The organism is Sorangium sp. So ce375 (assembly GCF_051473855.1).
Lineage (GTDB): Bacteria > Myxococcota_A > Polyangia > Polyangiales > Polyangiaceae > Sorangium.
On record NZ_CP150335.1, the window covers coordinates 2,101,291 to 2,127,940 of the forward strand.

The following is a 26,650-nucleotide window of genomic DNA, read 5'->3' on the forward strand; positions in this document are numbered from 1 at the left end:
CGTGCGAGGGCGCGAGAGCGCGAGCGACGACCGGAGAGGCGACGAGAGCGGCAGCGGGGAACACGACGGATGGCAGCGAGGGAGACGTCGAGCCACGCAGAGGCCATGGCCGCTCTCGTCGCGCGATAAGGCATCGTCGCTCTGGCGTCGATAGGACACCACAGCCGGCTGCGTCGGTCCCGCGGCGGCCGTGATCGGTGATCTCGCACCCAAACGAGGTCGGAACGGAGCGCAACAGAGCGCAACGGAACGGAACGGCGCGGAACGCGAACAGCGCGTTCATTCGTCCACGGTCGTCCACGGTCGTCCAGGATGGCATCTGCTTGCGTCATCCCGCAATCGATTGCGCTTCGATTCCAGTCGTGCCAACTCCATGGAAGGGGACGCGCCGAACCCCTCGGCTGAAACCAGCGGTCAGTTCGCAGCGTTTGTTGGCGGTGCAGCTCGAGGGGGAGACGGCAGGTCGCGCTGGCGTACAAATTGCGAGCCTTCACGCCAGACGCCCACGCTGAATGCGCCACCGACCCTTCGGGGGCGAGCAGCGTGGAATGGTTCGTTCTTCATGAAAACAAGGTTGGGAAGAGTCATGATCGATCAACGACGAGCGGCCAACCGCAGGCAGTTCTTGCAAGGGATGACTCAGCTCGCCGCGGTGGCCGCCGCGGCGCCTGCGCTCGCTTCGGACCCATGGAGAGGCGCCTGCTCGACCACGCTCACCACGGGGCGGCCCGAGGACGTGAGCATGAGCTCGGAGCGGCTGGAGCACGTCTTTGCGCGGCTCCAGCGCCGCGTGAACGACGCCCTGTTTCCCGGCGCCACGGCGCTCGTGGCGCGGCACGGGGTCATCGTGGGTCATCGGGCCTTCGGCAGCAAGGTCGCCGGCGCCGCCGACGAGCCCGTGACGCTCGACACGATCTTCGACATCCAGTCGATGAGCAAGGTGATCTCGACGGCGGCGGCGGCGCTCGCGCTGGTTCAACAGGGCGTGATCCGGCTGGACGCGCCGGTCGCCAGGTACCTGCCCGAGTTCGCCGCCAACGGAAAGGGGGCGGTCACCGTCTACGACATGCTCCGTTATTCGTCCGGTCTGCCGATAGACAACCAGTGCCTGGACGAGGACGTCGAGACCGCGTGGTGCACCATGGCCGAGACGCCGCTCGAGTATCAGCCGGGCAGCTCGGTGCTCTACAGCGACCTCACGTACCGCCTCCTCGGCCGCATGATCGAGGCCGCCGCGGGGGAGGATCTGCACGCCGTCGCGACAGAGCGCATCTGGCGTCCTCTCGGCATGAACGACACGATGTACAACCCGCCCCCGGAGCTCATCGAGCGCGTCGCGGCCACCGGGTACTCCTCCCGCCGGGGCTGCCTTGTGCGGGGCGAGGTGCAGGACGAGCAGGACTTCGCGCTGGGCGGTGTCACCGGCTGTGACGGCGTGTTCTCCACGGCGCTCGACGTCGCCGTCTTCTGCCAGATGATCTTGAACGGCGGCGCGTACGGCCGCGCCGAGGTCCTGCGGCCCGATCTGGTCCGGCAGATGAAGAAGAACAACACGCCCCAGGTGACGGCGGCGGCGACCGACACCTCGCCCATCTGCAACCTGCTCTTCACCCCGAAGGGCCTCGGGTGGGAGTTGTCGACGCGGTGCTTCTCGAACGGCGGCATGCGCCTGTCGCCGCGCGCCTACGGCAAGGCAGGCGGGGCGGGAACGTTCATGTGGGTTGATCCGGATCTCGAGATCATCGGCGTCCTCCTGACCAACCACGGCCTGCCGCAGCCGTTCGATGAGCGCGGCTGGGCGCGTATGCTCGACAGCATCGGTTGCGCCGAGTTCTTCGACGGCATCATCAACGCGGTGCGCGGCTGAGCGCACGCGCCGCTCCGGTCGACGAACGGCTCGAGGAGCAGCCGCGCGCGCCTCCGAGCGCACCACGCGCACGTGCTCATGACGAACGCGGCCAACTTCGGACGCAAAGCGTGAGCGCGCCGGGGGACCCCTCGCCGGACTTGCGCAAGATCCGCCGCCGCGCGTGGCCCTCGGTCCGAGCCCTGCATCGCCGTCCGGGATGTGCGTCCCCGGTACGCGACGGGGCAGTCGAGCTCAACACGGGTCGTGGGTTCGCCAGAAGCAGCGTCATCCGAGGCGAACCATCGGACTCTGCGCGACGCTGTGATAGGAGAATCTGATGAGGTACCGCTCGGCGGTGGAGCTCTGGCATGGTGCGCCGCGCGGCGTGACCGTGACAGCCGCCTGCGCGGTCGGGGTCGGCTCCGCGGCTCTGCTGGGGTGGTCGATGCACGTGACCCCGCTTGTCTCGGTCGGGGAAGGTCTGCCGAGCATGGTGCCGAATTCCGCGGTCGCCTTCATCCTCTCCGGCGCCGCCCTCTGGATCCTAGGCGGGGAGGGGCGTCCGGCGCTGCTGCGCCGGTTAGGTCAGCTCTGCGCCGCCGCTGTCATCGCGTTCTGCGTCGGCGTCCTCGCGGAGTACGCCTTCGGCTGGGACCTCGGCATCGACACGCTGCTCTTCCCGAACACCGTTGATTTCCCGGTCCCGTTTCCCGGGAGACCCCCGCCGAACACCCTTCTCTGCTTCATCCTGATCAGCGCGGGACTCTTGATGCTCCGCGCCGATACGCGACGTGGCCGGTCGATCCCTGAGCTGTGCGTGCTGCCGGCCGCGGCCCTCGTGCTGAGCGCGCTGACCGCGTACCTGTTCGGCGACGGCTATTATTACGGGCTGCCGCTCCTGTTTCCGTTCACGGGCATGGCGCTCCACGGGGCGATCGCCATGCTCGCGCTGTGCGCCGGGATCCTTGCGGCGCGGCCCGATCGCGGGGCGATGGCCACGCTCAGGTCGAGCGCGCCGGGCAGCATCCTGTTGCGGCGCCTGCTGCCGTGCGTGCTCGTCCTCCCCCTCGTCCTCGGCCGTCTCTTCCTGACGGGCATGGCGACGGGTGCCTACACGCTGGCGGCGGCGTTCTCGCTCGTCTCGGTCGTCACGACGCTGCTCCTCGGGACCGTGGTCTGGATGAGCGCGGTGCGCCTGAACCTGCTCGACGCGGCGCGGTGTCGGGCAGAGGCGGCGCGCGCCTTCCTCGCGACGCTCACCCACTCCTCGGCCGACGCCATCATCGGTGGCGGCCCTGACGGGATGATTCAGAGCTGGAACCCGGCCGCGGAGCGCCTCTATGGATATACTGCCGAGGAGGTGATCGGGCGGCCTGTGGCGATGCTCTCACCCCCCGAGCGAGCCGGCGAGGCGGAGGAGATCGTCACGCGTCTCCGCCGTGGCGAGCGCGGCGAGCATTTCGAGACGGTGGGCCGGGCCAAGGACGGGAGGCGGCTCGAGCTCGAAATGACGATCTCCTCGATTTTCGACGAGGCGGATCGGCTCGTCGGCTTCTCGAGGATTTGCCGTGACATCGCGCGGCGCAAGGCGATGGAGGCCGAGCTCGCGAGCGCTCATGAAGCGGAGCAGCGCCGCCGGAACGCCGAGGCGAGCGAGCGGCGGCGGCTCCAGGCCGTCCTCGAGCAGATGCCCGAGGCGGTGATCCTGGCCGACGCCAAGGCGCAGATCGCCATGCTCAACCGGCTCGCAGTTGACTACAACTGTGAGTCGACCGAGGTGCTCGACCCCCGCGGCTGCCGGGCTCCGCTCGACGTGCGGAGTCCGTCGGGCGAGCCGGTGCCGTGGGACAAGCTGCCGCTCGTCCGGGCCCAGCACCGCGGCGAGATCGTGAGGAGCGTCGAGGCGCTGCTCCGGCGCGCCGATGGCGCGCTCGTCCCGGTGCTCGTCAACGCGGCACCGGTGCGGTCGGACGACGGCGAGATCCAGGGCGCCGTCGCCGTCTTCCAGGACATCACGTCGCTCAAGGAGATGCAGCGGCTGCGTGAGGAGTGGACCGGTGTGATCGCGCACGACCTTCGCCAGCCCATCCAGAGCATCGCGACGGCGAGCGAGCTGCTGCGCGTCCGGATGGGCGGTAAGGTCCCCCCCGAAAGCGAGAAGCAACTCGCGAGGATCGCGATGTCCATCGACCGCATGAACCGGATGGCCGAGGATCTGCTGGACGCGTCGCGCATCGAGGTGCGGGCGCTCAAGCTGGAGCCTCGCGCCGTGGCTCTGCGCGCGCAGCTCGTGGAGATCGTCGAGAAGGCGGCCGGCATGACGGCTGGCCACGCCGTGCGCGTGGAGATCAAGGACGAGCTCCTGCCCGTGTGGGCGGACGCGGGCCGCCTCGAGCAGATCGTCATGAACCTGCTCTCGAACGCCGCGAAATACGGGGAGCGCGGGCGAGAGATCGTCGTCGCCGCCTGGGCCTCCGAGGGGGCGGCGCAGATCGAGGTGAAAAACTGGGGGCCGGGCATCCCGCCGGCGTCGCTGCCGCTTTTGTTCAAGCGCTTCACGCGCACGCCCGAGGGCGAGGCGCGCCGCGTGCGCGGGGTCGGCCTCGGGCTCTACATCACGAAGGGTCTGGTCGAGGCCCACGGAGGCATGATCTCCGTCGAGAGCTCCCCCGGCGCGACGACGGCGTTCCGCTTCACGCTGCCGTTCGCTGCCGAGGCGGCGCACAGCAGGGAGGTCTGAAGCGCCGCCCGGGTTGACTCAGGCCGCGCCCGCGATCACAGCCGGTCTCGGCGCACGCGGCGCGACCTCCCCGGGGCGCGAGCTCTGCCCGGACAATGTACATGTCTTCGTGGGGAAGGAGGCTGTGGCGCGCCGAGGGCGGAGCTACGCCTGCGGTGCCGGGGCGTTCTCGCTGCTCTTGTCGGGCACGAGATAGATGCCCGGCAGGCTGATCAGGGTCAGGGCGAATTTGGTCGCGAGGTTGATGGCGAAGATCTGCCGGATGACCTCGAACGGCAGTACAAAGGCAAAGGCGCCGAGGCAGAACACCAGGTTGTCGATCGGGACGCTGACCGCGTTGCTCGCAAGGACCGCCAGCCACTGGCGCCTGGGTCCGGACTTTCTCAGATAGGCCTCGCGGACCCGGTGGAAGATCTCGGTGTCCAGCAGCTCGCTCACGACCTCCGCGACGATGCTCGCGAACACGATTCGCCACACCGGGCTCAGGATCGCCGAGTATTGTTCGCCGAGGCCCCAGGACGGGTCTGAAGGCACTCGTGCGGCCCAGAGGAGATAGAGGGCCATCAGGAGATTGACCCCGCCGGCGCAGAAGATCAGCGTCTGGGCGCCGCGCTTGCCGATGGTCTTGTGGACCATGTCCCGCAAGGTGAAGGTGAGGGGATAGATGAACGTCCCCATGTCCACGGCCAACGAGAAGACGACGCCGATCTTGAGGCTTGCGATCTGGCTGATGAGCTGGGCCGCGATATAGAGCGATATGACGATGATGGCTGCCGGTCTGACGGCGCCCGTCAACTCCTGGCTCTCGCTCTTGGACGACGATTCGGACATCAGGCGAGCCTAGATGGCCGCGGCTGGCGAGGACAAGGAATCAACGGCGACCTCGGAGACGCTCGCTGGAGGCGCGAGGCGCGCGGCGCGAGGCGCGCGGGATGCGCTTCAGCTCGCGAGGCGCAGCTTCTCCCGGCTCTCGGCGCGGAGCAACCACCCGGCCCTCGCCGTGGGCACGGCGCCTTGCGGCTCTCGCCGGCGTCGACGATGCCGGGCGCGGGGTCGCGCCGGCCCACCCCTCGGCGCGGGTACGGGTAACGGTCTTCGCGGAGAACGAGGGCGGGACGCTGGTCCTGGAGAGAGGCCGAGCGGGGAAGAAGGCGAAGGAGCGAGAGCTGGAGGTAAGCGAAGTTCGGTAGAAACGCTTCTGAACTCCTTGCTCGCGTCGAGCGTGCTATTCGCCCTCGATATCGTCGAAGCGCCTTGCTTGTCCCGCTTCCCTGGGCGGCTCGGGGGCTGCATGAATCCGATCCAGGCGCTCCACGTTGCCCCCCGGCGGTCGCGACGCGCTTGTACCGTTCTGACGATCGCTCGTGAAACTGCGATGAGGCGACGAACGCGGAGGAGGTGACAGTCAATCTCTCGCCATGCGTGTGAGGGCTCGAGTCGTGGAGTTGACGTTCGCCTTTGGTCCACCATTTAATGAACAGAGGGGCCTGGCGCACAAATCTCGGTGGATGTCCGCCGCGGCCTGGCGCGGGCCCTGGAAGGAGCGATAGATATGAGCTCGTTGCGAATCCTCACATCAACGCTGAGCGTCTCGGCCATGACGGCGCTGCTCGGCGTAAGCTGTGTGTCGCAGGACAACCCTGTGGACATGGGAGACGATGCAAAGATCGAGCCTGCCGTCGGCGTGGGTCAAGAGACGCTGGCCGTGAACGAAGATGAGGGGCAGTCGGTCGAGCGCTCCACGGCCGCAGACCAGCTGTATTCCGGCGACTACATGGATGAGCTGGCGAACGGCGACAGCCGGGGCCGGCAGTACTATGCCCCTCCGCCTCCAGGCCCCGGCTTTACGTTCTCCTGCGCCGGATTCTGGAACGGGGTGTGGTGCGGCGGCAACCGGGGATTTCCTGGGAGCCCTTACGCGCTCTACTACTGCTACAACGGTACTGGGCAGCTCATTCAGAACTGCCCGGGCTACTGTCACGCGGAGCCGGCGGGCCACGAGGACCACTGCTAAATAGCCGATTCCGAATTGGCTGCCGGCGAGCTGCGCGCTGCGGGGTGATAGCCGCCCCGATCCGTAGATTTCCCACCCTCATCTCGTGACTCCCAAGACCCCGGGGCTCAGCTCGCGAGGCGCGGCTTCTCCCGCGCTGCGAGCTGGCGCCGTCATCGCGTCTCCTTGCCTTGCGAGGTCCACACCACCCAGCGGTGAGCTCGGGCGAAGGTGGTTGTGTACCTACGCCACCCTGCCGGAATGATGGAACCGCCATGACACCCTAAGACGCCAAGATTGTTGGGGGCGTCCCTGGCGTGCTTGGCGGTTCGAATGACCCCACCGGCGGCCAAAGTACCTCTGACACGGGGGCCCCCTCGCTCGGCGCTCGGCGAGCGCTCGACCGGTCCAGGCGCCTATCGATCGAAGGGCCGCCTCCGCTCGACAGGCCGCGAGAGGGCGCCGTGCCGCGCGGTCCTTCGCGAGCGGCGAGCGGTGACGAGGCTGTCACCGGAAGTCCATCGGACGGACGCAGCGGCGAGCGAAGGGCGCGCCAATCAAGCGTGCTTCTGCCGTCTCGCCTCTCCGGTGCTGTCGACACGCCGGGCAGCTCATCGAGCCCCTTGATCTGGGCGTGCATAGGTGCGAAAACTCGATCGCCACGATTCATTATGGCTGTACGGGCGCGAAGAGGCATCGGCCGAAGCGGCGCTCGGAAAGGTGCTCACGATGATCTGTCGAGTCGGACGGATAGCGTCGGTTTCCTCTGTGATTCTGGCCATGATCGCGCTGACCGCGTGCGGCGATGACCAGGACGGCGCAGGCGCATCGACCTCCAGCTCCTCCGGCTCAGGCGGCGAGGGAGGAGGCGGCAAGGGGGGCGGCAGCGCGGGGGGAGGCGGCGAAGGGGGAATCGGCGAGGGGGGCGGCGGCAAGGGCGGCGGCGGCGCGGGAGATGGCGGCGCGGGAGGAGCGCCCGCGACGCCGAGGGGAGCCACGGCCGAGCTCGCGCTGCTCGAGACCACCGATCTCCATACAAACATCCTCGGCTTCGATTACTTCAAGCTGGTCGCCGAGCCGTCGATTGGCCTCGAGCGCACCGCGACCCTCGTCAAGCAGGCGCGAGCCGAGTTCTCGAACAACCTCCTGATCGACAACGGCGACACCCTCCAGGGCACCGTGCTCGCCGACCATCAGGCGCTCGTCGAGCCGATCCCGTGCGGCGAGACGCTGGCCATGTACAAGGTGATGAACCACCTGGGGTTCGACGTCGGCGGGATCGGCAATCACGAGTTCAACTTCGGCCTCGCCTTCCTCTCGCAGGTGACCCGCACCCCGTTCGACGTCGAGGGGCTCGATCTCGCTGGATCGGCGGGCTGCGAGGGCCCTCGGTTCCCGCTGGTGAACTCCAACGTCTTCAGCCTGAAGACGAACGAGACGCTCTTCCCGAGCTCCGTCGTCGTCGAGAAGACCCTCTCGGCGACGGCGCCGGGCGGCGGCGCCATCGAGAGCACGGTCAAGGTCGGCTTCATCGACGTCACGCCCCCGACGATCCTGAGCTGGGACAAGAAGTGGCTCGACGGCAAGGTCTTCACGAAGGGGGTGAAGGAGGTCGCCGCCCCGCTGGTGGACGATCTCCGCTCCAGGGGGGCCGAGCTTGTCGTCGCCATCGTCCACGGCGGCCTCGACGACTCGCCCTATTCACCCACCCTCGAGAACCAGGCGTGGCACCTCGCCCAGGTGCCCGGAATCGACGCGATGCTCATGGGCCACTCGCACCAGATCTTCCCCAACCCGAGCAGCACCGTGACGCAGTTCAGCCTGCCGAAGGTCGACAAGGACGCGGGCACGGTCGACGGCGTCCCCGCGGTCATGGGGAATTTCTGGGGCCAGCACCTCGGTGTCATCATGCTGGGGCTCACCCACGACGGCGAGGGCTGGACGGTCGACAAGGCGAAGACGATCGTCGAGGCCCGGCCGATCGTCACGACCTGCAAGAATGGGCTCCCCGAGGCGTGCGACGCGACGGAGCGCTGGCGCACGGGGGCGCCCTGCGCGTTCGCGACCCTCTGCGACGCGCAGCCGGACAAGACGAAGGTCCTCGTCGCGGCCGACGCTTCCATCGCACCGCTCATCGACGCCGAGCACCAGGCGACGATCGCCTACGTCAAGACGCCCATCGGCACGACCGATTTCGAGATGTCGTCGCTGTTCGCGGACGTGGGCGACGCCAGCGCGATCCAGATCGTCAACCAGGCCCAGGCGGACTACGTCGCCCGCTACATCCAGGAGAACCTGCCGCAGTACGCGTCGCTCCCCGTGCTCTCGGTGAGCGCGCCGTTCAAGTCCGGCTTTCAGGGCGGCAACGACTACACCGACGTGCCCGCGGGGAGCATCGCGATCAACAACGCGGCCGATCTCTACCTGTACGCGAACACGGTCCAGGCCGTGAAGGTCACCGGCGCGGACATCCTCGACTGGCTGGAGAGGGCCGCGACGCGCTTCAATCGGATCGATCCGAGCGTGACGGAGCCGCAGCCGCTCATCAACGTCGCGATGCCCGGATACAACTTCGACATGTTCACGGACAGCAGGATCTCGTACGAGATCGACGTGACGCAGCCGCTCCCGCCCACGGGGATGAAGGCCAGCGGCCGGATCAGGAACCTCCAGTGGAACGGGGAGCCCATGGATCCAGCCGCGGAGTTCATCGTTGCGACGAACAACTACCGCGCGAGCGGCGGCGGCGGCTTCCCTGGCCTCGACGGCTCGAAGACGATCTACGCCGCGCCGGACACGAACCGCGACGTGCTCATCGCGTACATCAAGGAGCTCGAGAGCCTCACGCGGGCCGAGAACGGCTCTGCCCGCAGCTGGCGCTTCACCCGGGTCACGACGATGGGCCCCGTGACCTTCACCTCCGCGCAGAGCGCGCTCCCGAAGGCGGAGGCCGCCGGGCTGAACAACATCTCGCTCGTCGCGCAGGATGACGGGAGCGGCAAGATGCTCTCTGTTTACTCCATCGACCTGAGCCGGTGAGCGTCCCGCCTCCCGTGCGGCTCGCCGCGCTGATCGGCGGCGCCCTCGTGCTCGGCGGCGTCGGCGCCCTTTGCCTTGGAGGGCTGCGCGAGGGCGATCGTCCCGAGGCGGGTCGCCCCACGGCCGCCGCCGCGCCCTCGCCGCCGTCGCGACCCGGGGCTCCGCCCCCGAGCGGCGCGGACGCGCGGGCGCTCGGCTTTCGCCTGCTCACGCTCGCGGATCCCGGGGAGGTCCTCGCCGGGATGGATTCGCTCGCGCGGGCGGCCGAGCAGGGAGACGTCGAGGCGCAGATCTCGCTCGGAAGGATCTACCTGAAGGGGCTTCCGTCCGTCCCGAGGGACGCGGCGCGCGCCCGCGCCTGGCTGCTGCGAGCCGCCCCCTCGCACCACCCGAGCGCCGCCTATTTCCTCGGTGTGATGAGCCAGAACGGCGAGGGAGTGAGGGCGGACCCCGCGGAGGCCGCGCGCTGGTTCGAGCTCGCGGCGCGCGGAGGGTCGCCGGACGCGATGTTCCTGCTCGCCAACGCGTATCGCACGGGCGCGGGCGTGCCAAGGAACGACAGGAGAGCCGTGGAGCTCTACGAGAGCGCTGGCGAGCGGGAGCACCCCGCGGCGCTCCAGGCGCTGGCGATCGCGTATCTCTATGGGGAGCTGGGGCTCGAACCCGACGAGGCCGAGAGCCGCCGGTACACGATGGAGGCCGAGCACGCCATCCAACACCGGCAGAGCCCACCCTAGCATGCTGACACGTTGAAAGTTTTATGAATTCAATGGGTTGAGAGACCCAGCGGTGCGCCGGGGAGCGAGCTCCGAGGGAATCCGGGAAAGAGAAAAACCGCAAGGACGCAAGGGGCGCAAGGGATGAGAGATGGGAGATGAGAGATGAGAGATGAGAGATAGTTTTCTGTCTTCCCCTTGCGCCCCTTGCGTCCTTGCGGTTTTCTGCTCTTCTATTGATCCTCCGGCAGGGAGCCTGATGGCGACCGCCTCCGATGCGTTCCGGATGAACCGTCGCCGTTCGAATGGCTGAAATGGGAGCTTGACGCGATTCCACGGGCGAGCACCGGCCGTGCTCGGCCGATGGATACGGGAGGAAACATGCCGCTGAAGAGCTATGGAGTATTGAAGGGCTCGGTGATCGATCGACGCTTTGCGTCGGGGGCGAACCCGCACTATCAGATCCACGTCGTGGACGACACGATCGACTATCGCATCGCGGTGAACGTGCAGTCGCAGGACGGCTCCAAGGTCGAATACGTCGTCAAGTCACGGTTCGCGCACCCGCTGCTCCAAGAGCTCCGCGAGCTGACGCGCGGCTTTCACCCGCTGGAGAGGAAGCCGGGCGGGCTCGGGCTCGACTATATCCGGGGGAACGTCGCGGATCGGACCGAGTTCGTCCCGCTGCCGTTCTCCGCCCCGGGCCCTGACAACGACCTCAACGAGAAGCTCGATCACTACGTGCAGCGGGCGATGTCCGACGAGGAGGCGCTCCTGTACGCCTTCGGGGAGCGCTGGGGCCCGGAGGACGGGAAAAAGGACAAGATCTTCGGCTTCTTGCCCGGAAACGGCGTCCACGACATCCACATGAACCAGGGCAACGACGCCCGCTTCAAGGACGACGATGGCGTCTGGCAGGACGGCGGCCTCCTCATCCACTTCCCGCGTGAGGACCAGTGGGCCGCGATCTTCCTGAAGTTTCACACGCAGGCGTGGCACACGGATGACCGGACAGGGCACACGATCGACGTGCCGGTGTCCGGACCGCCGTCCGACGTGGCCGGCGGAGGCGGTGGCCTCCCCACGGTAGAGCAGCCTGACGGGATCGTGCGGATCGTCGCCGCGCTCGTGAACGACACGCGTACACCCGAACGGGAGACGGTTACATTGTTGAATGCGTCGAACCGGAAGATCGATCTCGCTGGCTGGTCGCTGCTCGACAAGGCCAAATCGAGGATGGCGCTCACCGGAGAGCTTCAGCCTGGTGGGGTGACGACGTTCGTCGTCCAGGCTCCGCTGGTCCTCTCCAACCAGGGCGGGCTCATCACGCTGCTCAACGCGGACGGGCTGAAGGTCGACGGCGTGTCCTATACGAAGAAGCAAGCGAGCAATCCTGGCTGGACGATCGTGTTTTGATCGCAGCTCGGGGCGGGGGACAGGCGCCATGATGACCTGCGTGGCTCCGCGGGAGCTCCGCGAGCACGGAGGGGCGCTGCTTCCTCCGTGCCAGCGCGCCTGAGACACCGGCCGCCCGAGCGGCGATAGCAGGGTGCAGGTTCAACGGCTGGGTGCTTACCGCGCTCTTCAACCCGTCGACCAACACCTGGTCGACGGCCGCCCGCGGCCGGGAGGCTGGGCGTCGCGCGGCGATCCGGCTGGCCTTGTCTGTGCGCCGCCCCGGCCTCGGAGGGACGGGGCGCGCAGAGCCGCCGTTCGATCGGGCGCAGCAGCTCCGGCGGCCCTGTCGCGGGGTCGCAGGTTCGAGCGCTATGGGGCCGCCGCGCGAGCGAAGCTCTCGGCCTTGCCGGGCGCGACCTCCGCTTCGTCGCCCGCTGCGCTCGGCGTCTCGACCTGAACCCCCGGGGCCGGCTCCCCGCGCAGGAGCCGCCGCACTTTCTCCCTCAGCGCGAAGCGATCGAGCCCCTTCCGGATGAGCGCAGAGCCGGACCAGCAGGCGGCGTGCGTGACGTACGGGACGACCATGGCGGCGGACTTGCGGACCAGCCGGACGGTCACCTCATCGTAGGAGCGCGTGCCGTACAGCCGCTTGTACTCGTTCTCTCCGTAGCCGAAGTCGAGCGTCCTCGGGACCCCGTCCGCGCACAGGTCCTCGAGGAGCATGAGGAGCAGGACGCTGCCGGGATGATATGAGGCCCACGCGGGATCATAACCCGGGAGCTCGTAATAATACGTGCCCTCGTCCAGCTTCCCGATCACGAAGGCGACAGGAGCGTCGCCGTCCAGCAGGAGGTAGCAGCGCAGCCAGCCGCGCTCAGCGAACGCCTCCAGCTTGCGCCGCGTGGCCTCCCCATTGACCGATTGCCCGAGACACCTGCCCTGCCAGCTGCGCGCCGAGATGAGCTCCGCCTGGTCGAGGAAGCTCTGCACCTCTTCCTTCCGCGTGATGCGCTGGAACTGCATGCCATGGGTCATGGCGCCCTTGAGGCGCTTCGCCTTGTACTTCAACGTCCGGCGCGTGCGGCCGCTGAACTTCGCGAGGTAGGCGTCGAAGCTCCCCGGCAGGTCGACGAGGCGGCGCGGCGTCACCGCGGCCAGCGTGTCGACCCAGAACTCCCGGCGCACCCACGGGGAGCTCCGGACGAGGCGCAGGAGATCCGAGTCGACCGGTACTCCCTCGATGGAGATCATATGGTAGGGGACCTCCGCGGACAGGACCGCCCGGAGGAGCGCCTCCTGCTGCGCCGGGGCGTCCGGCGCGATCCAGTCCGTCCCGCAGAGCAGCGCCCGCCGGACGGCGAACGCGCCCACGGACGCGTAACCGAGGCGACAGCGCCAGGTCCAGTCCTGGATCAGGAATGGCGCCGCGCCGACGAGGGTCCCGTGATCTCGGTCGAAGAGGGCCGCGACCATCATGCCCTCATCCCCCGTCCACGCCGGCGAGCGTGTCCGGGCCATCTCCTCCGCCTCGATGGCGATGTGCTCCAGTCGATGAGACAGGTGGCGCTGCGCCCGTCGGCGACGGCAGCGCTCCCAGTCGTCCGCGAGATCGGCGAGCTCCGCCTTCCTGCACAGGATTCGTGTCTGATACGGCATCTGATACCCCCCCAGAGTCAACAGAGCGCTCGACGCCGAGCGCGGATGTCCTGCGCGCACCTCGGTCGCGACGGCGATCGCGCGTCGTGGGCGCCCCGGCCGCCCGGCATCTCACGGCGGGGTCGAGCCCGCCGGCAACCTGCCGCCGCCGCCCTCGATCCCGTTCTGGACACCGACAACACGAGCGACGAGCGCCGCCCCGACGCTGGTTCCGGCGCGAAGGAGCGCCGGGCCTGGCCGCCTCAACCCAGGATAGAGCGCACGGTATACGAGGCGTGGATGCGAGATGCCCTGTCGTTCGCGTCGCTTATGTTGTCGGCGTGGATGGCGGATGACGACGGCCTGACATTAACTAGAAAGCGAGTATATGTGGGAGCAGACACCGTGCAAGCGAAAGCGCTGCTCGCTGTACGGGCCTGGTCACGTTGGCGCCGTATCCATCTGTGCTCGACGGGTGTCAGCATACCGGCGTGGGATTTCTCGCTCGGCGAGCCAGGCGAACGTCCGTTCGTAGAGCAGGGGCGCGCCTGTGCCAACGTTGATCGAGCGGCCGTTGTCCGGAACGATGGTATCGACGTCCTGCGCGGCCGGTCGGGCGCGATGCCGCTGATGATCGGCGCGCCGCACATCGCCGGACGAGCGCTCGGTGCGATGGCGGGGCGCGCTCGTACCACGCCCCCTTCGTTAGTCTATCTAATGAAGTCGCCGGCGCGCAGCGCGCTTCCTTGGTCTCGACGGAGCGCCCCGCTCCTTCGTCGACTTCCTCTTCGTTCCCCGCAGCGTCGAGGAGCGCACCCATGACGACGACAGTGGGCGAAGCGAGAGCAGCTCGACCCCGATCAGGGGCAAGTGACGAGCGAGGATTGCGCGAGCCTGTGCGAAGATAGGAGGCAAAGAACGAGGCGGCTGAATGCGTGAGCCGGTTCGACGAGTACATGGGCTGCCTCAACGATCAGCGCAGCGTCTGCGACATCAACTCGTGCGACTCCGAGTCCATTCGTTAGAGTACGTGCGTGGTCAGCTATTGCTTGCAGCACCCGGGGGGGAGGACCGTGCCCCCCCTTGAGCGAGGCTCATCTGTGGCTCGCGCCTGGTCGAGCGAAGCAACCTCTCGTCGGTACCCTTGGGTGAGCGCCAGCCGGATTAGCTCAATTTTTGCGTTGTTTTTCTGGATTCAGGGTTATTTGGGCTAGTTTTTTTGAATCGATTCTCTGGATGTAGGCCGTGATGAGCTGGATCGGAGAGATGAATCTCTGGATGTAGCCTGCGTTTACCCAGAAACCTGATCCATTTTTCTAGATTTCGTCGGGGTCTGTCCCGTTGGTTGGCGAGGATGTCTCAATGCTGCCGTTCCCCGCGCCCATGCCCCCCTCGCGCGGCTCCTGCGCGGGGAACAGCGCCGGATCGAGCCGCTCCGTGAGCGCGAGGAGCTGCCCCAGGTTCTTGAAGTGCAGCTTCCTCAGCCGGCCGAGGGCGCCCGCGTGCTGCTGGAGGAGCTCGTTGATCCACGCGCCCGAGATGCCGCCCTCCGGGAGCGGATCGACGACCCGATCGGGCACCACGAAGCGGTGGAGGAGCGTCCCGCGCTTGAGCAGCGCGAGCTTCGGCGGAGAGATCGGCTTCAGCGCGTCGACCGTCTCCACGAGCGCCGACCGCGCCGCGTCGAGGACGCCGGTGAGGCGGCGGAACTCGTGCTCGTTCAGCTCGGCGCCGTGCCCGAGCCGCCTGCACACGCTCTCGAGCGCCTCCTCCAGCGCGTTGTGGCGGACGACGAGCTTCTGGATCGTGACGAGGAACCTGGTGCGCTCGAGGAGCTCCGCCCGCGCCGCCGGGTCGTCCGCCGAGCAGGCGTAGAAGTGGCGGAAGAACGCCTGATCGGTCTCCGCGAGCGCGGTCAGCTCCGCCTTGAGCTCGCGCTGGACCTCCGCGGCGAGCGCGACGATCCCGTCCCGGGAGCGCGCCTCGCCCCGGAAGTCGGCGGTCTTGCCCTTCAGCCGGACGCGATCGTCCGTCAGCGCCTCGATGAGCTCGCGCTCGCCGCGGAGCTTGTCGAGGCGCGCCATGCGCTCCTTCAGCGCCTCGCCGGTGAACGGCAGCACGGCGGCCCGCAGCGCGCCGCGATCGAGCGCGCCGCTCGCCGCGTCGGCGTCGAGCGCGGCCGCCCCGGCGTCGATGTCGCCCGGATCCAGCACGCGGTTCTCGTAGAGGCCGTGGTAGTGCTCCGCCTGGCGCATCTCGCCGCGCTCCTCCTCGACGAGCGCGGCGACCTCCTCGGCCGGGAGCAGCTCGCGGGCCTTCCGCCCGAGCGACTCGTACCCGAGCGCCTCGTAGACGACGCGCGACATCCGCTTGCGCAGCGCCTTGCGCTTCACGAAGAGCTCGAACGCCGGCCGCCCGTCCGTCGGCGCGGCGACGTACACGCGCTTCGCGTTCGCCTCCCGCTCGTGGTTCGGCGGGTGGCTCGCCCAGAGGGAGCTCACCCGCTCCGCCGGGCTCGTGAAGTGCAGCGCGGGTCCCCGCTCGTACCGCGCAAGGATCGGCCCGAAGCGGTCGCGGGCGTCGGGCGCCTTGCCGAGCCGCGTGTCGAGCTGGGTGAGCGATCGCTCCACGTGGACGAAGACGTCCTCGGAGAACTTGCCGTGCTCGGCCACGCTCGCGAGCCCGCCCACCGCGTCGCGGTAGGCGAGCGCCGCGCGCTCGGCCTTCCAGAGCCCGGAGACGATCGCGTCGCTGCCCGCGAGGCGCACGGCGTGGAGATCGGCGTTGAACTCCATCTGCCGCGCGAGCGACAGGTTCGCGAGGTTGATCGCCCGGAAGACGAGCTCGAGCAGCTTGCGCAGGACCCACACGACGCCGCTCAGGATCCAGGCAGGGAAGCTCAGCCGGATGTCCGCGCGCCGCCATTGTTGAATCGCGCGGTCCCACGCGTCGCGGCCGAACACGATGTCCGCGACGACGCCGTTCGCGATATAGACATACTGGCCGAGCTTCATGCTCGCCTGCGAGAAGTGCCCGAACTCGTGGGCGAGCACGGCCTTGAGCTCCGAGAGATCGAGGGCCGACACAAGGCCGAGCCCGACGACGAGGTTCTTGCGGACAGGCCAGAACAGGCTGAGGAGCGACTGAGGGTAGGAGACCGCCGCGTTCACGTCGTGCGACAGGTAGACCTTGCCGGGGAGGCGGCTGCCCGCGTCCTCGCAGAGCCGGCGCAGGAAGGCGAAGAGCCGCGGCTGGTCGTGCTCCGTGACCTCGACGAGGCCCTTCGACGAGAACGGGCGGCTGTGAAAGAGCCCCTTCAGCAGGAAGAGGAACAGCATCCCGCTGCCGGCGATGGCGCCGAGATTGAGGATCACCCCTTTGCCGGGCAGCCACCTCATCTCGACGAGGGTGAGGTAGACGAGGTAGCCCGAGGCGGCGAGCAGCGCCAGGTAGAGCGCCACGAACGAGAGCAGCGAGACGAGCACCAGGACGACGCGCAGCCTGTACTCGTGCGTGGCCTGGACCGACGGCAGCGCCCCGTCCGGGCCAGCGGGATAGATATCGCGCTTCTCCGGAGCCGCCGCGTCCCCCGTGTCCCCGCGCTGCGGCGTCGATGGGAGCTCTGCAGGAGGCTCGGAGCGATTCGCTTCCACCATCCGGCGAGGCTATCACGATAGCCGCAGGGCCCGTCACGGGCCGTGTCGCAGCGCGCAAGTCGATGGAAACTCTATGCTTCGTGGCGCCGCGACCGATGGACCGCCGCGGCGCGCTCGTCCCGGCGTGTCTCGACGGGGCTCATCACGACGGCGCTCCGGACGTGGGGGACGCGGTTATCGGGGGACCAGCACCGACACGCTGAGGGCCGGCATGGCGTAGGTGAAGGCGTTCGTGGCGCCCGGAGCGACAGGAGCCGCAGGCACGAGATCGGCCTTGGCGGACGTGAGTTGCCACGCGTCGATGGCCGTGTAGCTCTCGTAGGCGGCGAGGGTCACCGCGGCCGTGAGCGGGGCCGTTGTCTTGTTGATGGCGACGAGGACCATGCGGCCCGGATCGGCCTCGTCGATGCTCGCGTACACGGTGGCCTTGGCGACGTCGCTCGTCTCGGCCTGGACGGACGTGTCGCCGAAGCGCGCGCCCTGCCCGTCGTAGCTCGTGAAGGCGCGCACGCCGGCCCGGAGCATCGAGACCTCTTCGCCGGGATCCCAGATCGTCGCGAGGAACACGCCCTCGCGGCCGAAGACGCCCAGGGCGTCGGCCTGCGCGATCGCGCCGGAGATGTGGTTGCCGCCCCCGTAGTTGTACTCGGTGATGCCGAGGAGGGTGCCCGGGTAATGGGCGTCGATGAGGCCCTGGAGCCAGGGGATGAGCTTGATCGGGCCTTTTAGGACGTCCTTCGCGATCCAGCTGTCCTCGACGAAGGAGGGATCCCAGAGCGAGCGCGGCGCCTGGACGCGGGCCTCGACCGACGCGGGGGACGCATCGGCGCCGATGATGCGCTCGCCGTTCGCGTAGATCTCGGTGTACCAGTGCAGGTCGAGCACGTCGACGAGGCGGCGCCCCTCGCTCATCTCGGCGGCCTTCATGGCGTCGAGCCAGTGCTCGATGAAGTTGCCGTCCGCGTCGGGCGCGTCCTGGAGGCTTACATAGCCCGAATACCCGTAGGAGACGAAGCCGGTGACGAGCGCGTTGGGCGCGACGTCCTTGATCGCGGACGCGAACTCGATGTTCTTGTCGACGAGCTCGGCGTAGCGCACCGGCTCCGGGTGGATGCGCTCGTGGCTGTGATTCCAGAGGTCGGGCTCGTTGTCGAGCGAGAACAGGACGCTCGCGACGTCGCCCTCGAAGGCGCGGGGGAAGGCCTGCTTCATCCAGGCGACGAACTCGTCCTGGTACACGGCGTTGTCGCCGAGGTTGGGCGACGAGGAGAAGGGCGCGCCCTTGCGCGCGATCGTCGGGCGAAAGCGGGTCTTGAGGTAATTCTGGGTCTGGGCGACGTCGCCGCCGGGGGCCTTGTCCGCCGCGACATACCCGCAGATGGGGACGGTCGCGATGAAGGCGGCGCCGTGCGCCAGCGCGCCCTCTGCGTGCATGCGCACCGCCTCCCCGGGGACATCGCCTTTCTGGCTGTTCCCGACGAGGTACGCGTCGTTCTGGTGCATGTAGTCCGAGCCGGCGTTGGAGGCGTTGTTCTCCCAGTTGTACGCGGTCATGCGGTTGCCGCCCATGCGCACGACGGTGGTGCCGCGCTGCTCGCCGTCCAGGTCTTCGGCCCAGTTGGCGCCATAGATGAGCCGGCTGATGGGGCGCACATCCCGATCGGCGCGTACGGTGAAGGTGACGTCCCCCGGCCCGGGATCGCCGGGCTCGACGAGGTTCGAGGGAGGATGGCCGCCGGACCCGCCCTGACCGCTGCTGGCCGTGCCGGCGCCGCCGCCAGAAGCGCCGGCGCCGCTGCTGGCCGTGCTGGTGCCGCCGGAAGCGCCGGTGCCGCCGCCGGAAGCGCCGGTGCCGCCGCCGGAAGCGCCGGTGCCGCCGCTGCCAGCCGAGGAGCTCTCGGGGTCGTCGCCGCAGGCGAGGAAGGCGGCAGAAGCGAGGAGGATCAGCGTGGCGTGCAGGAAGGGAGCGTGTCGAGAGAGCATGTGGTGCATGATACTCATTCTCGGAGGGATCGCGGCGCGCGCTGGCGCGCTCAGACCTGGACGCCCGCGAGCGGCGAGGTGACCCGCCCCGCGTCGGCGCCGATCTCCGTCACGGGCAAGCCCATGATCTGGGCGGCCGTCAAAAGCGCCTTGCTCAGGTTGTCGCCAGGGAAGTTGTGGTGCTCGTCCCCGCGCAGCCGCCCTCCGGCTTTCCCCGCGAAGAGCACCGGCCATTCCGTCCTCGTGTGCACCTTGCCCCAGGCGGTGTCGGACGTGACGTACACGAGCGAGCTGTCGAGCAGGTTCGAGCTGCCGTGAGGCGTGTTCTTGAGCTTCGTCAGGAACTCGCTTAGGCAGCGCATCGTGTAGATCACGCCCTTGTCGACGCGGGGCTGACTCGATTGATCTCCGGCATCCCCGTGACAGATGGTGTCGTGGAAGTCGTCGTTCATGTCCTGCGCGAGGTGCCGGTAGTAGACGTGCGCGGCGGGCAGCGAGAACATGAACGAGAGCACGCGGGTCCGCTCGCAGGCGAGCGCGAGCGCCGAGAGCTCGACCATGGCGGCGTTCACGTCGGGGGGCGCTTCGCTCCGCGCATCCTTGCCGGCGGTGGGCGCCGCCGGGCTCTTGCACGCCGCCGTCGGATCGCCGCCGGAGGCCGTCGTCTCGAGGCGACGCTCGATGGCGCGGATCGACTCGAGGTGCTGCTCCACGCGCTGCCTGTCGGCCGCACCGAGCCGCTGCTGCAGGCTCGCGCCGTCCTGCTGGATGGAGTCGAGCACGCTCTTCCGGACGTTCGCGAGCTTCGCGGCCTGAGCCGCGCCGTCGTCGCTGGGCTCGGGCAAGCCGCTCATGAACAGTCGATTGAACACGGCCTTCGGATCGAACTCCGGGTTGTTGCGCGAGTTCGGCCCCCTGTGCGAGACGGTGTGCAGCGAGTCCTGAGGGCCGTTCGGCGTCGCCGGCGTCACCCCCAGCTCGAGAGAGCGGTACGGCGCCCCCTCCGAGATGGCGTTCGCGACGACCTGGTCGATGGATGCGGTCCGCACGGCGTTCCCGCTGAGCGGCGCGCCGGTCGTGGCCCCCGCCGACCCCGTGGGGTGCTCGACGCCGGACACAACGAGCTTGTTCTCGAGGCCGCTGATCACCGTGAGGTACGACTTGAGGTCCGCGAGCGGCTGGAGCTGGGGGCTGAGGTCCCAGGCCTGACCGGAGCCCGTGCGCGACGGCTTCCAGCGGCCGGGCAGCGTGCCGTTCCCGAAGAACCACGTGACGAAGAGCGGCGAGACCGGGGACTTCGTCTGAGCGAGCGCCGTGCCGCTCTCGTTCAGCATGATCTCCAGCAAGGGGAGCGGGATGGTGACGGCGGCGCCCGTCGCGAGCATGCCCCGGAGAACAGTTCGTCGATTCAAAGCTTTGTTCGTCATTGGGGGTACCTGCGATCAGGGTTGGGGGGCGACGGACGAGAAGGCGTCGTTCGTCACGACGTCGAGGACCAGCTCGCGCAGCTTGTACCCCGACCCTTCGAACGCAGCGGTCAGCGCGTTCACCACGCGCTCATCCACCTTTCTCTCCTCGTGGCCCGCTGCGTACGTGTAGTACTTGCGGACGAGGCACTCCGCGACCGAGGCGTCCGCGCTGAGGGTCACGCCGAGCGCGCGCGCGTCGGCGACCGGCTGCCCGTCGAACTCGCCGCTCGGGTCGATCGGCAGGCCGTGGTCTGTCGTGCGGAAGCGGCCGATCGCGTCGAAGGTCTCGAGCGGTAGGCCCAGCGGATCCATGTATCCATGGCAGCCGGCGCAGGCGGGCTCGGTCCGGTGGATCTCGAGCCGCTGGCGTTTCGTCAGGGGCTTGTCCGCGGGCGGCTCCGGGAGCTCTAGCGCGACGTCGCCGGGGGGCGGCGGGATGGGCGTGCACATGAGGGCGTCACGCATGAACTTGCCGCGCAAGGTGGGAGAGCCCTCCTTCTGGTTCGCGAACTGCGAGAGGAAGCCCGCTTTGCTGAGGATCCCGATGCGCGGGCCGTCCGCGGGCAACGAGCGGACCTCGAAGGCGCCCGAGCCGAGGCCGGCCGCGTCGAGGCCGTAGAGCTTGGCGAGGTCGCTGTTGACGACGGCCTTCGTTGTCGAGAACAGGTCGAGCGCGCTCGCTCGATCGTCGAACGCGAGCACCTCCCAGGTGCCTCGCATGTCGCGGACCATCGCCGCTTGCAGCGCGGGGCTGTACTCCGGAAAGAGCTTCGAGTCCTTCGCCTGCGTGCTGATCCGATCGAGCCGCATGTACTCCTCGGCGAAGGCGCCGACCGCCTCGCGCCCGGCGGGCGCGTCGAGCAGCCGCGTCGCCGCGGCGCGGATCCCGTCCACCGTCCCGAGCTCCCCGCTTGCGGCCTGATCGAGCAGCTCCTGGTCTGGCAGGCTGTTCCACACAAGGAACGCCAGCCGGGACGCCATCTCGTAGCCCGTCAAGCGAAGCGACCCGTCGGCGCTCGGGGCTCCGAGCTCGGGGCGATACAGGAAGTTCGGAGACGTGAAGAGGGCCACCGTCGCCCAGCGGGCCCCCTCGACGGGGCTCTCGAGCTCGGTCGCGGCCTTCGTGGCGACGGCCGCGAGCCGGTCGAGCTCGGCGGCCTCGAGCGGACGGCGCCACGCTCGAAGCCCCAGCGCCTGGAGGAAGCCGCGCACACAAGCGTCGCCCTCCGCGCCGCTGGGCGTGCAGCCGATGAACCGGTCTCGCCTCGCGGAATCCGCGAACACCGCGTCGACGGCGCTCTCGATGGCCGTGTGGTACTGCTCGACGCCTCGCTCCGAGGTCACGACGGTCGCGGCGCCGATGGTCGCAAAGTTTCCATTCCAGCTGTCGTCGTCGAGCTCATGGAGGTCGACCTCGACGCCGAACACGTCGCGCACGGCGTTGCGGAACTGCGTTTTCGTCAAACGGCGCAGCATCCCGGCCGCGGGCTGGAACGGCGGCGGGTCCGAGCCCGTCGGCGTTTCATCTCCTCCCCCGGCAGAGGATGACCCATCTCCTTCCCCGGCAGAGGATGACCCAGCGCCCTCCGTCGAATCACCCAGCGCGCCAGTACACGCGGCCACGAACGCGAGCGCGCAAACGGCGGCGACTTCTCTTGAGGAACGGAGCTCGTGCCAGGATGGCTTCTTCATTCTGCTCTCCGATGAGGCAACGGGGTGAGCCGACGGACCGTCCCCAGAATTTCTCGACGGCGATGGAACCGGCGAGGTCTGTGGTGTCCTCTGGTGGCTCACCCTCGGTAAGAACGCCAAGCACCATCGCTCAACCATCGCTTCCGCGGGGGGGCGAGCGAATGAAGCCGGCGCAAGAATCGGCGAAAATCGATCGAACGACGAAGGCCGCAGCGCGCGGGGCGACCCGCCCATGCGCGAAGCAGAAGGATGGCCCCTGAGCCAAATGTGAACGATCACATGGCCGAGATCAACCCCAATCGACCGGTCCGCGCAACTCCGCCAGGCCGGGGGAGGACAGGGCTGGCGAGCTCCTCCGGAGCGCCGCGTCAAGAGGGCGGGCGCCGGCCACCGCGATTGCGCGAGGTGCGTCTGCCGCGCGGCGTCGATAGTTCTACTTCTACACGCTGGTGGAGGGCGGCCAGTCCGGTGATGGGATCTCGATCGGTGTCGCGGTCGCGGAGAAGCCGGAAGGGCCGTTCAAGGAGGCACGGGGGATCTCGCTCATCTACATGGCCGATACCGACGGTCCGGCAGACCATTCATGGCGAAACCTCGACCCGACGGTCCTCGTCGACGACGGCCGCGCCTACATGCACTGGGGAAATGGGGGCGTGTACCGGGCCGACGTTGGAGCCGCCAAGGCGCCGAGGGCGCCATAAAAACACAAGGATCTTGGCGCCTCGGCGGTTCCGTCGTTCCGGCAGGGCAGGGGAATTCCCTGCCACCCCCGGGTTGGCGCGCCGTGCCCCCTTCAGTCCGGATCGAGCGCGTACACGGCCGTTGTCGTCTTGCGCCCCGTGAGGTTGCGCTCGCCCAGCGCGCGCAGCGGGAAGGCGTCGCCGGCGAGGTCCCGGGTCGCCTCGGAGACCAGCACCTGGTTCGGCGCCGCGATCGCCTCGAGCCGCGAGGCCACGTTCACCACGTCGCCGATCACCGTGTACTCCATCCGCTTGTCGGAGCCGATGTTGCCGACGATCGCCTCGCCGGAGTTCACGCCCACGCCGAGGCGGATCTCGATGTCGTACCGCTCTCGCCACTCCTCGTTCGCCGTCTCGAGGAAGCGCATCATGTCCTCCGCGGCCGCGAGCGCGCGGCGCGCGTGATCCTCCTGCGCGATCGGGGCGCCCCAGACGGCCATGACGCAGTCGCCGATGAACTTGTCGACCGTGCCCCCGTGCCGGAACACGATCTCGGTGAGCATCGAGAAGAGCTCGTTGAGGAGCGCGACCATCCGCTCGGCGTCGCGCGACTCGGCGAGCGGCGTGAAGCCGACGACGTCGGCGAAGAGCACCGATACGGTCGCCCGCTTGCCGCCGAGGGCGAGCGGGTGCTCGCCCCGCACGATCGCGTCGACGACGGCCTTGTCCATGAACCGGCCGAGATCGCCGCGGAGCTTCGCCTCCCGGGCGATGTCGGCCTCGCCCTGCTCGAGATCCTGGGCCATGCGGCCGAGCGAGGTCGTGAGCTCGCCGATCTCGTCGCGCCGCCCGCGCAGCGCGTCGCCGAGCGCGATCTCGCGCCAGCGCCGGGCGCCGATGAGGCGCGCCTGCGCGACGAGGTGGAGGATCGGGCGCGTCACGTGGCGGGCGGTGACGAGCGCGAGGGCGAGCGCGAGGACGAGCGCGCCCGCGGCGACGGCGAGGCCGCGGCGCCGCATCTCGTCGAGCGCGGCGAAGGCCTCCGGCTCCGGGCGCCAGATCGCGACCGCCCAGCCGAGGTCGGGCACCGTCTCGATGGCGCCGATCATCCGCTGGCCGCCGTCGTCGTGCGGGGCGAGCACGCTGATCCTGTCGTTCAACCCCGCGCCCGGGGGGAGGTTGCGCCAGATGGGCAAGGACGAGACGTCGCCGCCCGGCGCGACGCCCGGCACCCCGAACGCCGCGATCGCCTGGCGGTCGTGGCCCGCGATGAGCAGGCGCACAACGCGGCCGCCGAAGCGGCGCCCGGCGATCTCCTCGAGGTCGCGCCCGAGCATGTCGAGCGCCACCTCGGCGACCACGTAGCCGGCAGGGCCGCCCGGCGGAGGCGGCGGCGCGGCGCCGGCGTCCGCGCCCGGCGCGGCGCCAGCGTCGGCGCCCGGCGCGGCGCCAGCGTCGGCGCCCGGCGCGGCGCCAGCGCCGCCGGCGGGACGCACGCGGGCCACGAGGAGGCCCCGGGCCGGCCCGATCACGCCGAAGCCGACGCCGCGCTCGTCGGCGAGACGGCGCAGCGCGGCCGGCGCGGCGGGGACATCCGCGCTGGTCGACGCCTTGCGGATCACGGTGCTGATCCCCGCGTCGGGCACCTCGAGCCGCACCGCGTCGATGAGCGCGCGCGTCGCGATGAGGGCGCGCACCGACGCGACCGCGTCCTCGTCCCGGATGGCGCCGCCCGCGGCGTGGCCGAAGATGGCCGCCGCCGCGACGGCATCGCTCTCGACATCCCGGACGAGCTGGATCGAGGCCGAGGCCACCTCGGAGAGGATCGCCGCCTGCAACATCTCCTCGGAGGTCCGCACGGCGCGCCGGTTCACGTCGGCGAGGAGCGGCACGGCGACGGCCACGGGGACGAGCGCGATCGCCGCGAAGAGCGCGATCGCCTTCGTCTTGAGCGAGAACGCCCTCACGCGGAGGCCTCTGCGCGCGATGCGTCACTCAAGGGGCCCGTCCCTCCAGCCGGCCGCGCCCTCGTCGGTGCGCCTGCGGATCTGGAACTCCACCCGGCGGTTCCTGGCCCGGCCGTCGCTTGTGCGGTTGTCGGCGAGGGGGCGACGCGCGCCGAAGCCGCGCGCTTCGAGGCGGCGAGCGTCGATGCCGTGCGCGGTCAGCCACGCGACGACGGCGAGCGCGCGGCGCTGCGAGAGGCTCAGGTTCGCCTGGGCGGAGCCCTGGTTGTCCGTGTGGCCGTCGACCGCGACCCGGGCGATCTCGGGGTGCTCCTCGAGGACGGCCGCGACCTCGGTGAGCAGCTCGAAGCTCTCCGGCTCGATCTCGGCCCTGCCCGTCGGGAACTGGACCTGCTGCAGGATGACGATCTGCGAGCCCTCGATGCGCACCGCGAACGGGCAGCCGTGCGTCGCTCGATCCTCGCTCGGCTTGCCGCGCTCGTAGGGGCAGGCGTCCGCGGCGTTGGGGATGCCGTCGCCGTCCGTGTCCGCGGGGCACCCGTGTTTCGACGTGGGTTGGGACGCCGCGTTCGCTGGTGCTGCCGACGAGGGGCGGGACGCCGCGTTCCCAGGTCCCTCGTCGGCGGCCGCGCTGCTGATCCCCGGCACGTCCGGGCAGCGATCGTCGACGTCGTAGATCCCGTCGTCGTCGCGGTCGGGCGGGCAGCCGCGCCGGAACGCCGGCCGGGCGCCCGCTGCCGCGACCGGGCGGCGCGCCTCGCCGATGACCCGGGGGCACAGGTCCTCCGCGTCGGGGACCGAGTCCCCGTCGAAGTCGGCGACGGCCGGGGGCGCAGCCCGCGCGACGCCGCGGCCGCCCTCCGTCTTTGTGGACGCGCCGACGACGGCCGAGGGGGCGGCGGGACGCGCCGACGGAACGACGTCCGCGGCGACGCCGAGCGCCGCGAAGATGCGCGCCTTCGGCGTGCCGGGCAGCCGCCCGAAGCCGGGGCCCGCGCCCGCGTCGAGCGTGAGCGGGCCGAGCGACCAGCGCCCGGTGAGCAGGAGCTCGGCCCCCGCGCGGCCCGGGACCTCAAGCGCCGACGCCTCGCCGGCGGCGGCCCAGACGGACAGCTCCGACCCGAACTGAAGCGGGCCCCTGCGGACGGCCGCGCCCGCGGTGATGAGGACCTCGCTGCCCGTCAGGCTCTCCGCCGAGGCCTCCTGGAACCGGCCTCCCGCCGAGGCCGACCAGAGGAAGCCCGGCTGCTCGGCCCCCACGATCACCCGCGGCGCATAACGCACGCCCCCCGCGCCGGCGAACGCGGCGTCGTCGCCGGTCGGCAGCCAGACGGAGAGCCCGAGCGCCGCCGCCGGCCGGAGCCCCTCCTGGGGCAGGAGCGTCACCCTTCCTCCCGCTTGAAGATCGGCCATCTTGGCGCCGCCGCTCGGCGCCGTGACGCGGATGCCCCCGAGCGAGCCGGACGCGCCGCCTTGATCCAGCACGAACGGCGCGTCGAGATCGAGCTTGATCCGGCGCACGAGCTCGACGCTCGCGAGCGCGTGGAGGATCGCCTGCCGGCCCACCCACGTCACCGATCCGGCAGGCGCTGTCCCGCGCAAGCTGAGCGGTTGATGAGAATAGGAGAGCAGAAGTCCGACCGCCGTCCTGAGCTCCCCCGATACGCCGGCAGAAGGGACAGTGGATAGCCCGTCGCCTGCCGGCGCGGGAGCGAGCCTGTCGAGCGCTGTCGCCTCCTGCGCCGCGGCGGGCATGGAAGCCAGGACCGCGGCGACGAGCAGCGGGGAGGCCAGGAGGGGCGCGATGCCGCGCGCCGACCAATACGCCATCGG

Annotated in this window: 14 protein-coding genes and 1 pseudogene; 7 read left to right on the forward strand and 8 right to left on the reverse strand. The window is 69.5% G+C overall.

Annotation, left to right across the window (positions count from 1 at the left end):
* The first annotated feature begins 586 nt into the window (after positions 1–586).
* Both WME90_RS08055 and WME90_RS08060 read left to right on the forward strand, forming a co-directional pair.
* A complete protein-coding gene (locus tag WME90_RS08055; RefSeq protein ID WP_437280499.1) occupies positions 587–1,867 on the forward strand; it encodes a serine hydrolase domain-containing protein in 1,281 nt (426 codons plus the stop codon).
* 319 nt (positions 1,868–2,186) lie between these two features.
* Positions 2,187–4,589 (forward strand): PAS domain-containing sensor histidine kinase, encoded by a 2,403-nt coding sequence (locus WME90_RS08060; protein WP_437280500.1) that lies wholly within the window; start codon positions 2,187–2,189, stop codon positions 4,587–4,589.
* 144 nt (positions 4,590–4,733) lie between these two features.
* Here the strand turns inward: WME90_RS08060 and WME90_RS08065 are convergent, their stop codons facing one another.
* Positions 4,734–5,420 carry a queuosine precursor transporter gene (locus WME90_RS08065; protein ID WP_437280501.1) on the reverse strand — a complete coding sequence of 229 codons (687 nt, stop codon included), beginning with the start codon at positions 5,418–5,420 and terminating at the stop codon, positions 4,734–4,736.
* 721 nt (positions 5,421–6,141) lie between these two features.
* Between WME90_RS08065 and WME90_RS08070 the strand changes: the two genes are divergently transcribed.
* The 4 genes from WME90_RS08070 (at position 6,142) to WME90_RS08085 (ending at position 11,753) form a co-directional block, all read left to right on the forward strand.
* Positions 6,142–6,603 carry a hypothetical protein gene (locus WME90_RS08070; protein WP_437280502.1) on the forward strand — a complete coding sequence of 154 codons (462 nt, stop codon included), beginning with the start codon at positions 6,142–6,144 and terminating at the stop codon, positions 6,601–6,603.
* A gap of 759 nt (positions 6,604–7,362) precedes the next feature.
* The gene (locus WME90_RS08075) at positions 7,363–9,621 is read left to right on the forward strand and encodes a 5'-nucleotidase C-terminal domain-containing protein (RefSeq protein ID WP_437280503.1); all 2,259 of its coding nucleotides are present in this window, start codon (positions 7,363–7,365) and stop codon (positions 9,619–9,621) included.
* The gene (locus tag WME90_RS08080; RefSeq protein WP_437280504.1) at positions 9,618–10,358 is read left to right on the forward strand and encodes a tetratricopeptide repeat protein; all 741 of its coding nucleotides are present in this window, start codon (positions 9,618–9,620) and stop codon (positions 10,356–10,358) included. The genes WME90_RS08075 and WME90_RS08080 overlap by 4 nt, the downstream gene beginning before the upstream one ends.
* Positions 10,359–10,718: 360 nt before the next feature.
* Positions 10,719–11,753 carry a DUF2278 family protein gene (locus WME90_RS08085; RefSeq protein WP_437280505.1) on the forward strand — a complete coding sequence of 345 codons (1,035 nt, stop codon included), beginning with the start codon at positions 10,719–10,721 and terminating at the stop codon, positions 11,751–11,753.
* A 351-nt stretch (positions 11,754–12,104) separates the two neighbouring features.
* Here WME90_RS08085 and WME90_RS08090 read toward each other — a convergent pair whose 3' ends face one another.
* From WME90_RS08090 to WME90_RS08110, 5 genes are all read right to left on the reverse strand, one after another.
* A complete protein-coding gene (locus WME90_RS08090) occupies positions 12,105–13,391 on the reverse strand; it encodes a GNAT family N-acetyltransferase (protein WP_437280506.1) in 1,287 nt (428 codons plus the stop codon).
* A gap of 1,295 nt (positions 13,392–14,686) precedes the next feature.
* Positions 14,687–17,026, reverse strand: a complete 2,340-nt coding sequence (locus WME90_RS08095) for a M48 family metalloprotease (RefSeq protein WP_437280507.1) — start codon at positions 17,024–17,026, stop codon at positions 14,687–14,689.
* Between the two features lie 174 nt (positions 17,027–17,200).
* Positions 17,201–19,009 carry a glycoside hydrolase family 44 protein gene (locus tag WME90_RS08100; protein ID WP_437280508.1) on the reverse strand — a complete coding sequence of 603 codons (1,809 nt, stop codon included), beginning with the start codon at positions 19,007–19,009 and terminating at the stop codon, positions 17,201–17,203.
* 50 nt (positions 19,010–19,059) lie between these two features.
* Entirely contained in the window at positions 19,060–20,436 is a 1,377-nt protein-coding gene (locus WME90_RS08105; protein WP_437280509.1) for a DUF1552 domain-containing protein, read from the reverse strand.
* Between the two features lie 15 nt (positions 20,437–20,451).
* Positions 20,452–21,942 (reverse strand): DUF1592 domain-containing protein, encoded by a 1,491-nt coding sequence (locus WME90_RS08110; RefSeq protein ID WP_437280510.1) that lies wholly within the window; start codon positions 21,940–21,942, stop codon positions 20,452–20,454.
* A gap of 671 nt (positions 21,943–22,613) precedes the next feature.
* Between WME90_RS08110 and WME90_RS08115 the strand changes: the two are divergent.
* A pseudogene (locus WME90_RS08115) lies at positions 22,614–22,871 on the forward strand (hypothetical protein); the annotation flags it as partial.
* A gap of 92 nt (positions 22,872–22,963) precedes the next feature.
* Here WME90_RS08115 and WME90_RS08120 read toward each other — a convergent pair.
* Positions 22,964–24,817, reverse strand: coding sequence for an adenylate/guanylate cyclase domain-containing protein (locus tag WME90_RS08120; RefSeq protein ID WP_437280511.1), 1,854 nt, complete (start codon positions 24,815–24,817; stop codon positions 22,964–22,966).
* Positions 24,818–24,841: 24 nt separating this feature from the next.
* Entirely contained in the window at positions 24,842–26,647 is a 1,806-nt protein-coding gene (locus WME90_RS08125) for an OmpA family protein (protein WP_437280512.1), read from the reverse strand.
* Positions 26,648–26,650: the final 3 nt, after the last annotated feature.

Excerpts from the sequence above, each read along its gene's own strand:
- WME90_RS08085 (WP_437280505.1), top strand. The coding sequence starts at position 10,719 with ATGCCGCTGAAGAGCTATGGAGTATTGAAGGGCTCGGTGATCGATCGA.
- WME90_RS08100 (WP_437280508.1), bottom strand. The coding sequence starts at position 19,009 with ATGCTCTCTCGACACGCTCCCTTCCTGCACGCCACGCTGATCCTCCTC.
- WME90_RS08090 (WP_437280506.1), bottom strand. The coding sequence starts at position 13,391 with ATGCCGTATCAGACACGAATCCTGTGCAGGAAGGCGGAGCTCGCCGAT.
- WME90_RS08055 (WP_437280499.1), top strand. The coding sequence starts at position 587 with ATGATCGATCAACGACGAGCGGCCAACCGCAGGCAGTTCTTGCAAGGG.
- WME90_RS08070 (WP_437280502.1), top strand. The coding sequence starts at position 6,142 with ATGAGCTCGTTGCGAATCCTCACATCAACGCTGAGCGTCTCGGCCATG.
- WME90_RS08065 (WP_437280501.1), bottom strand. The coding sequence starts at position 5,420 with ATGTCCGAATCGTCGTCCAAGAGCGAGAGCCAGGAGTTGACGGGCGCC.
- WME90_RS08105 (WP_437280509.1), bottom strand. The coding sequence starts at position 20,436 with ATGACGAACAAAGCTTTGAATCGACGAACTGTTCTCCGGGGCATGCTC.
- WME90_RS08125 (WP_437280512.1), bottom strand. The coding sequence starts at position 26,647 with ATGGCGTATTGGTCGGCGCGCGGCATCGCGCCCCTCCTGGCCTCCCCG.
- WME90_RS08095 (WP_437280507.1), bottom strand. The coding sequence starts at position 17,026 with ATGGTGGAAGCGAATCGCTCCGAGCCTCCTGCAGAGCTCCCATCGACG.
- WME90_RS08060 (WP_437280500.1), top strand. The coding sequence starts at position 2,187 with ATGAGGTACCGCTCGGCGGTGGAGCTCTGGCATGGTGCGCCGCGCGGC.
- WME90_RS08075 (WP_437280503.1), top strand. The coding sequence starts at position 7,363 with ATGATCGCGCTGACCGCGTGCGGCGATGACCAGGACGGCGCAGGCGCA.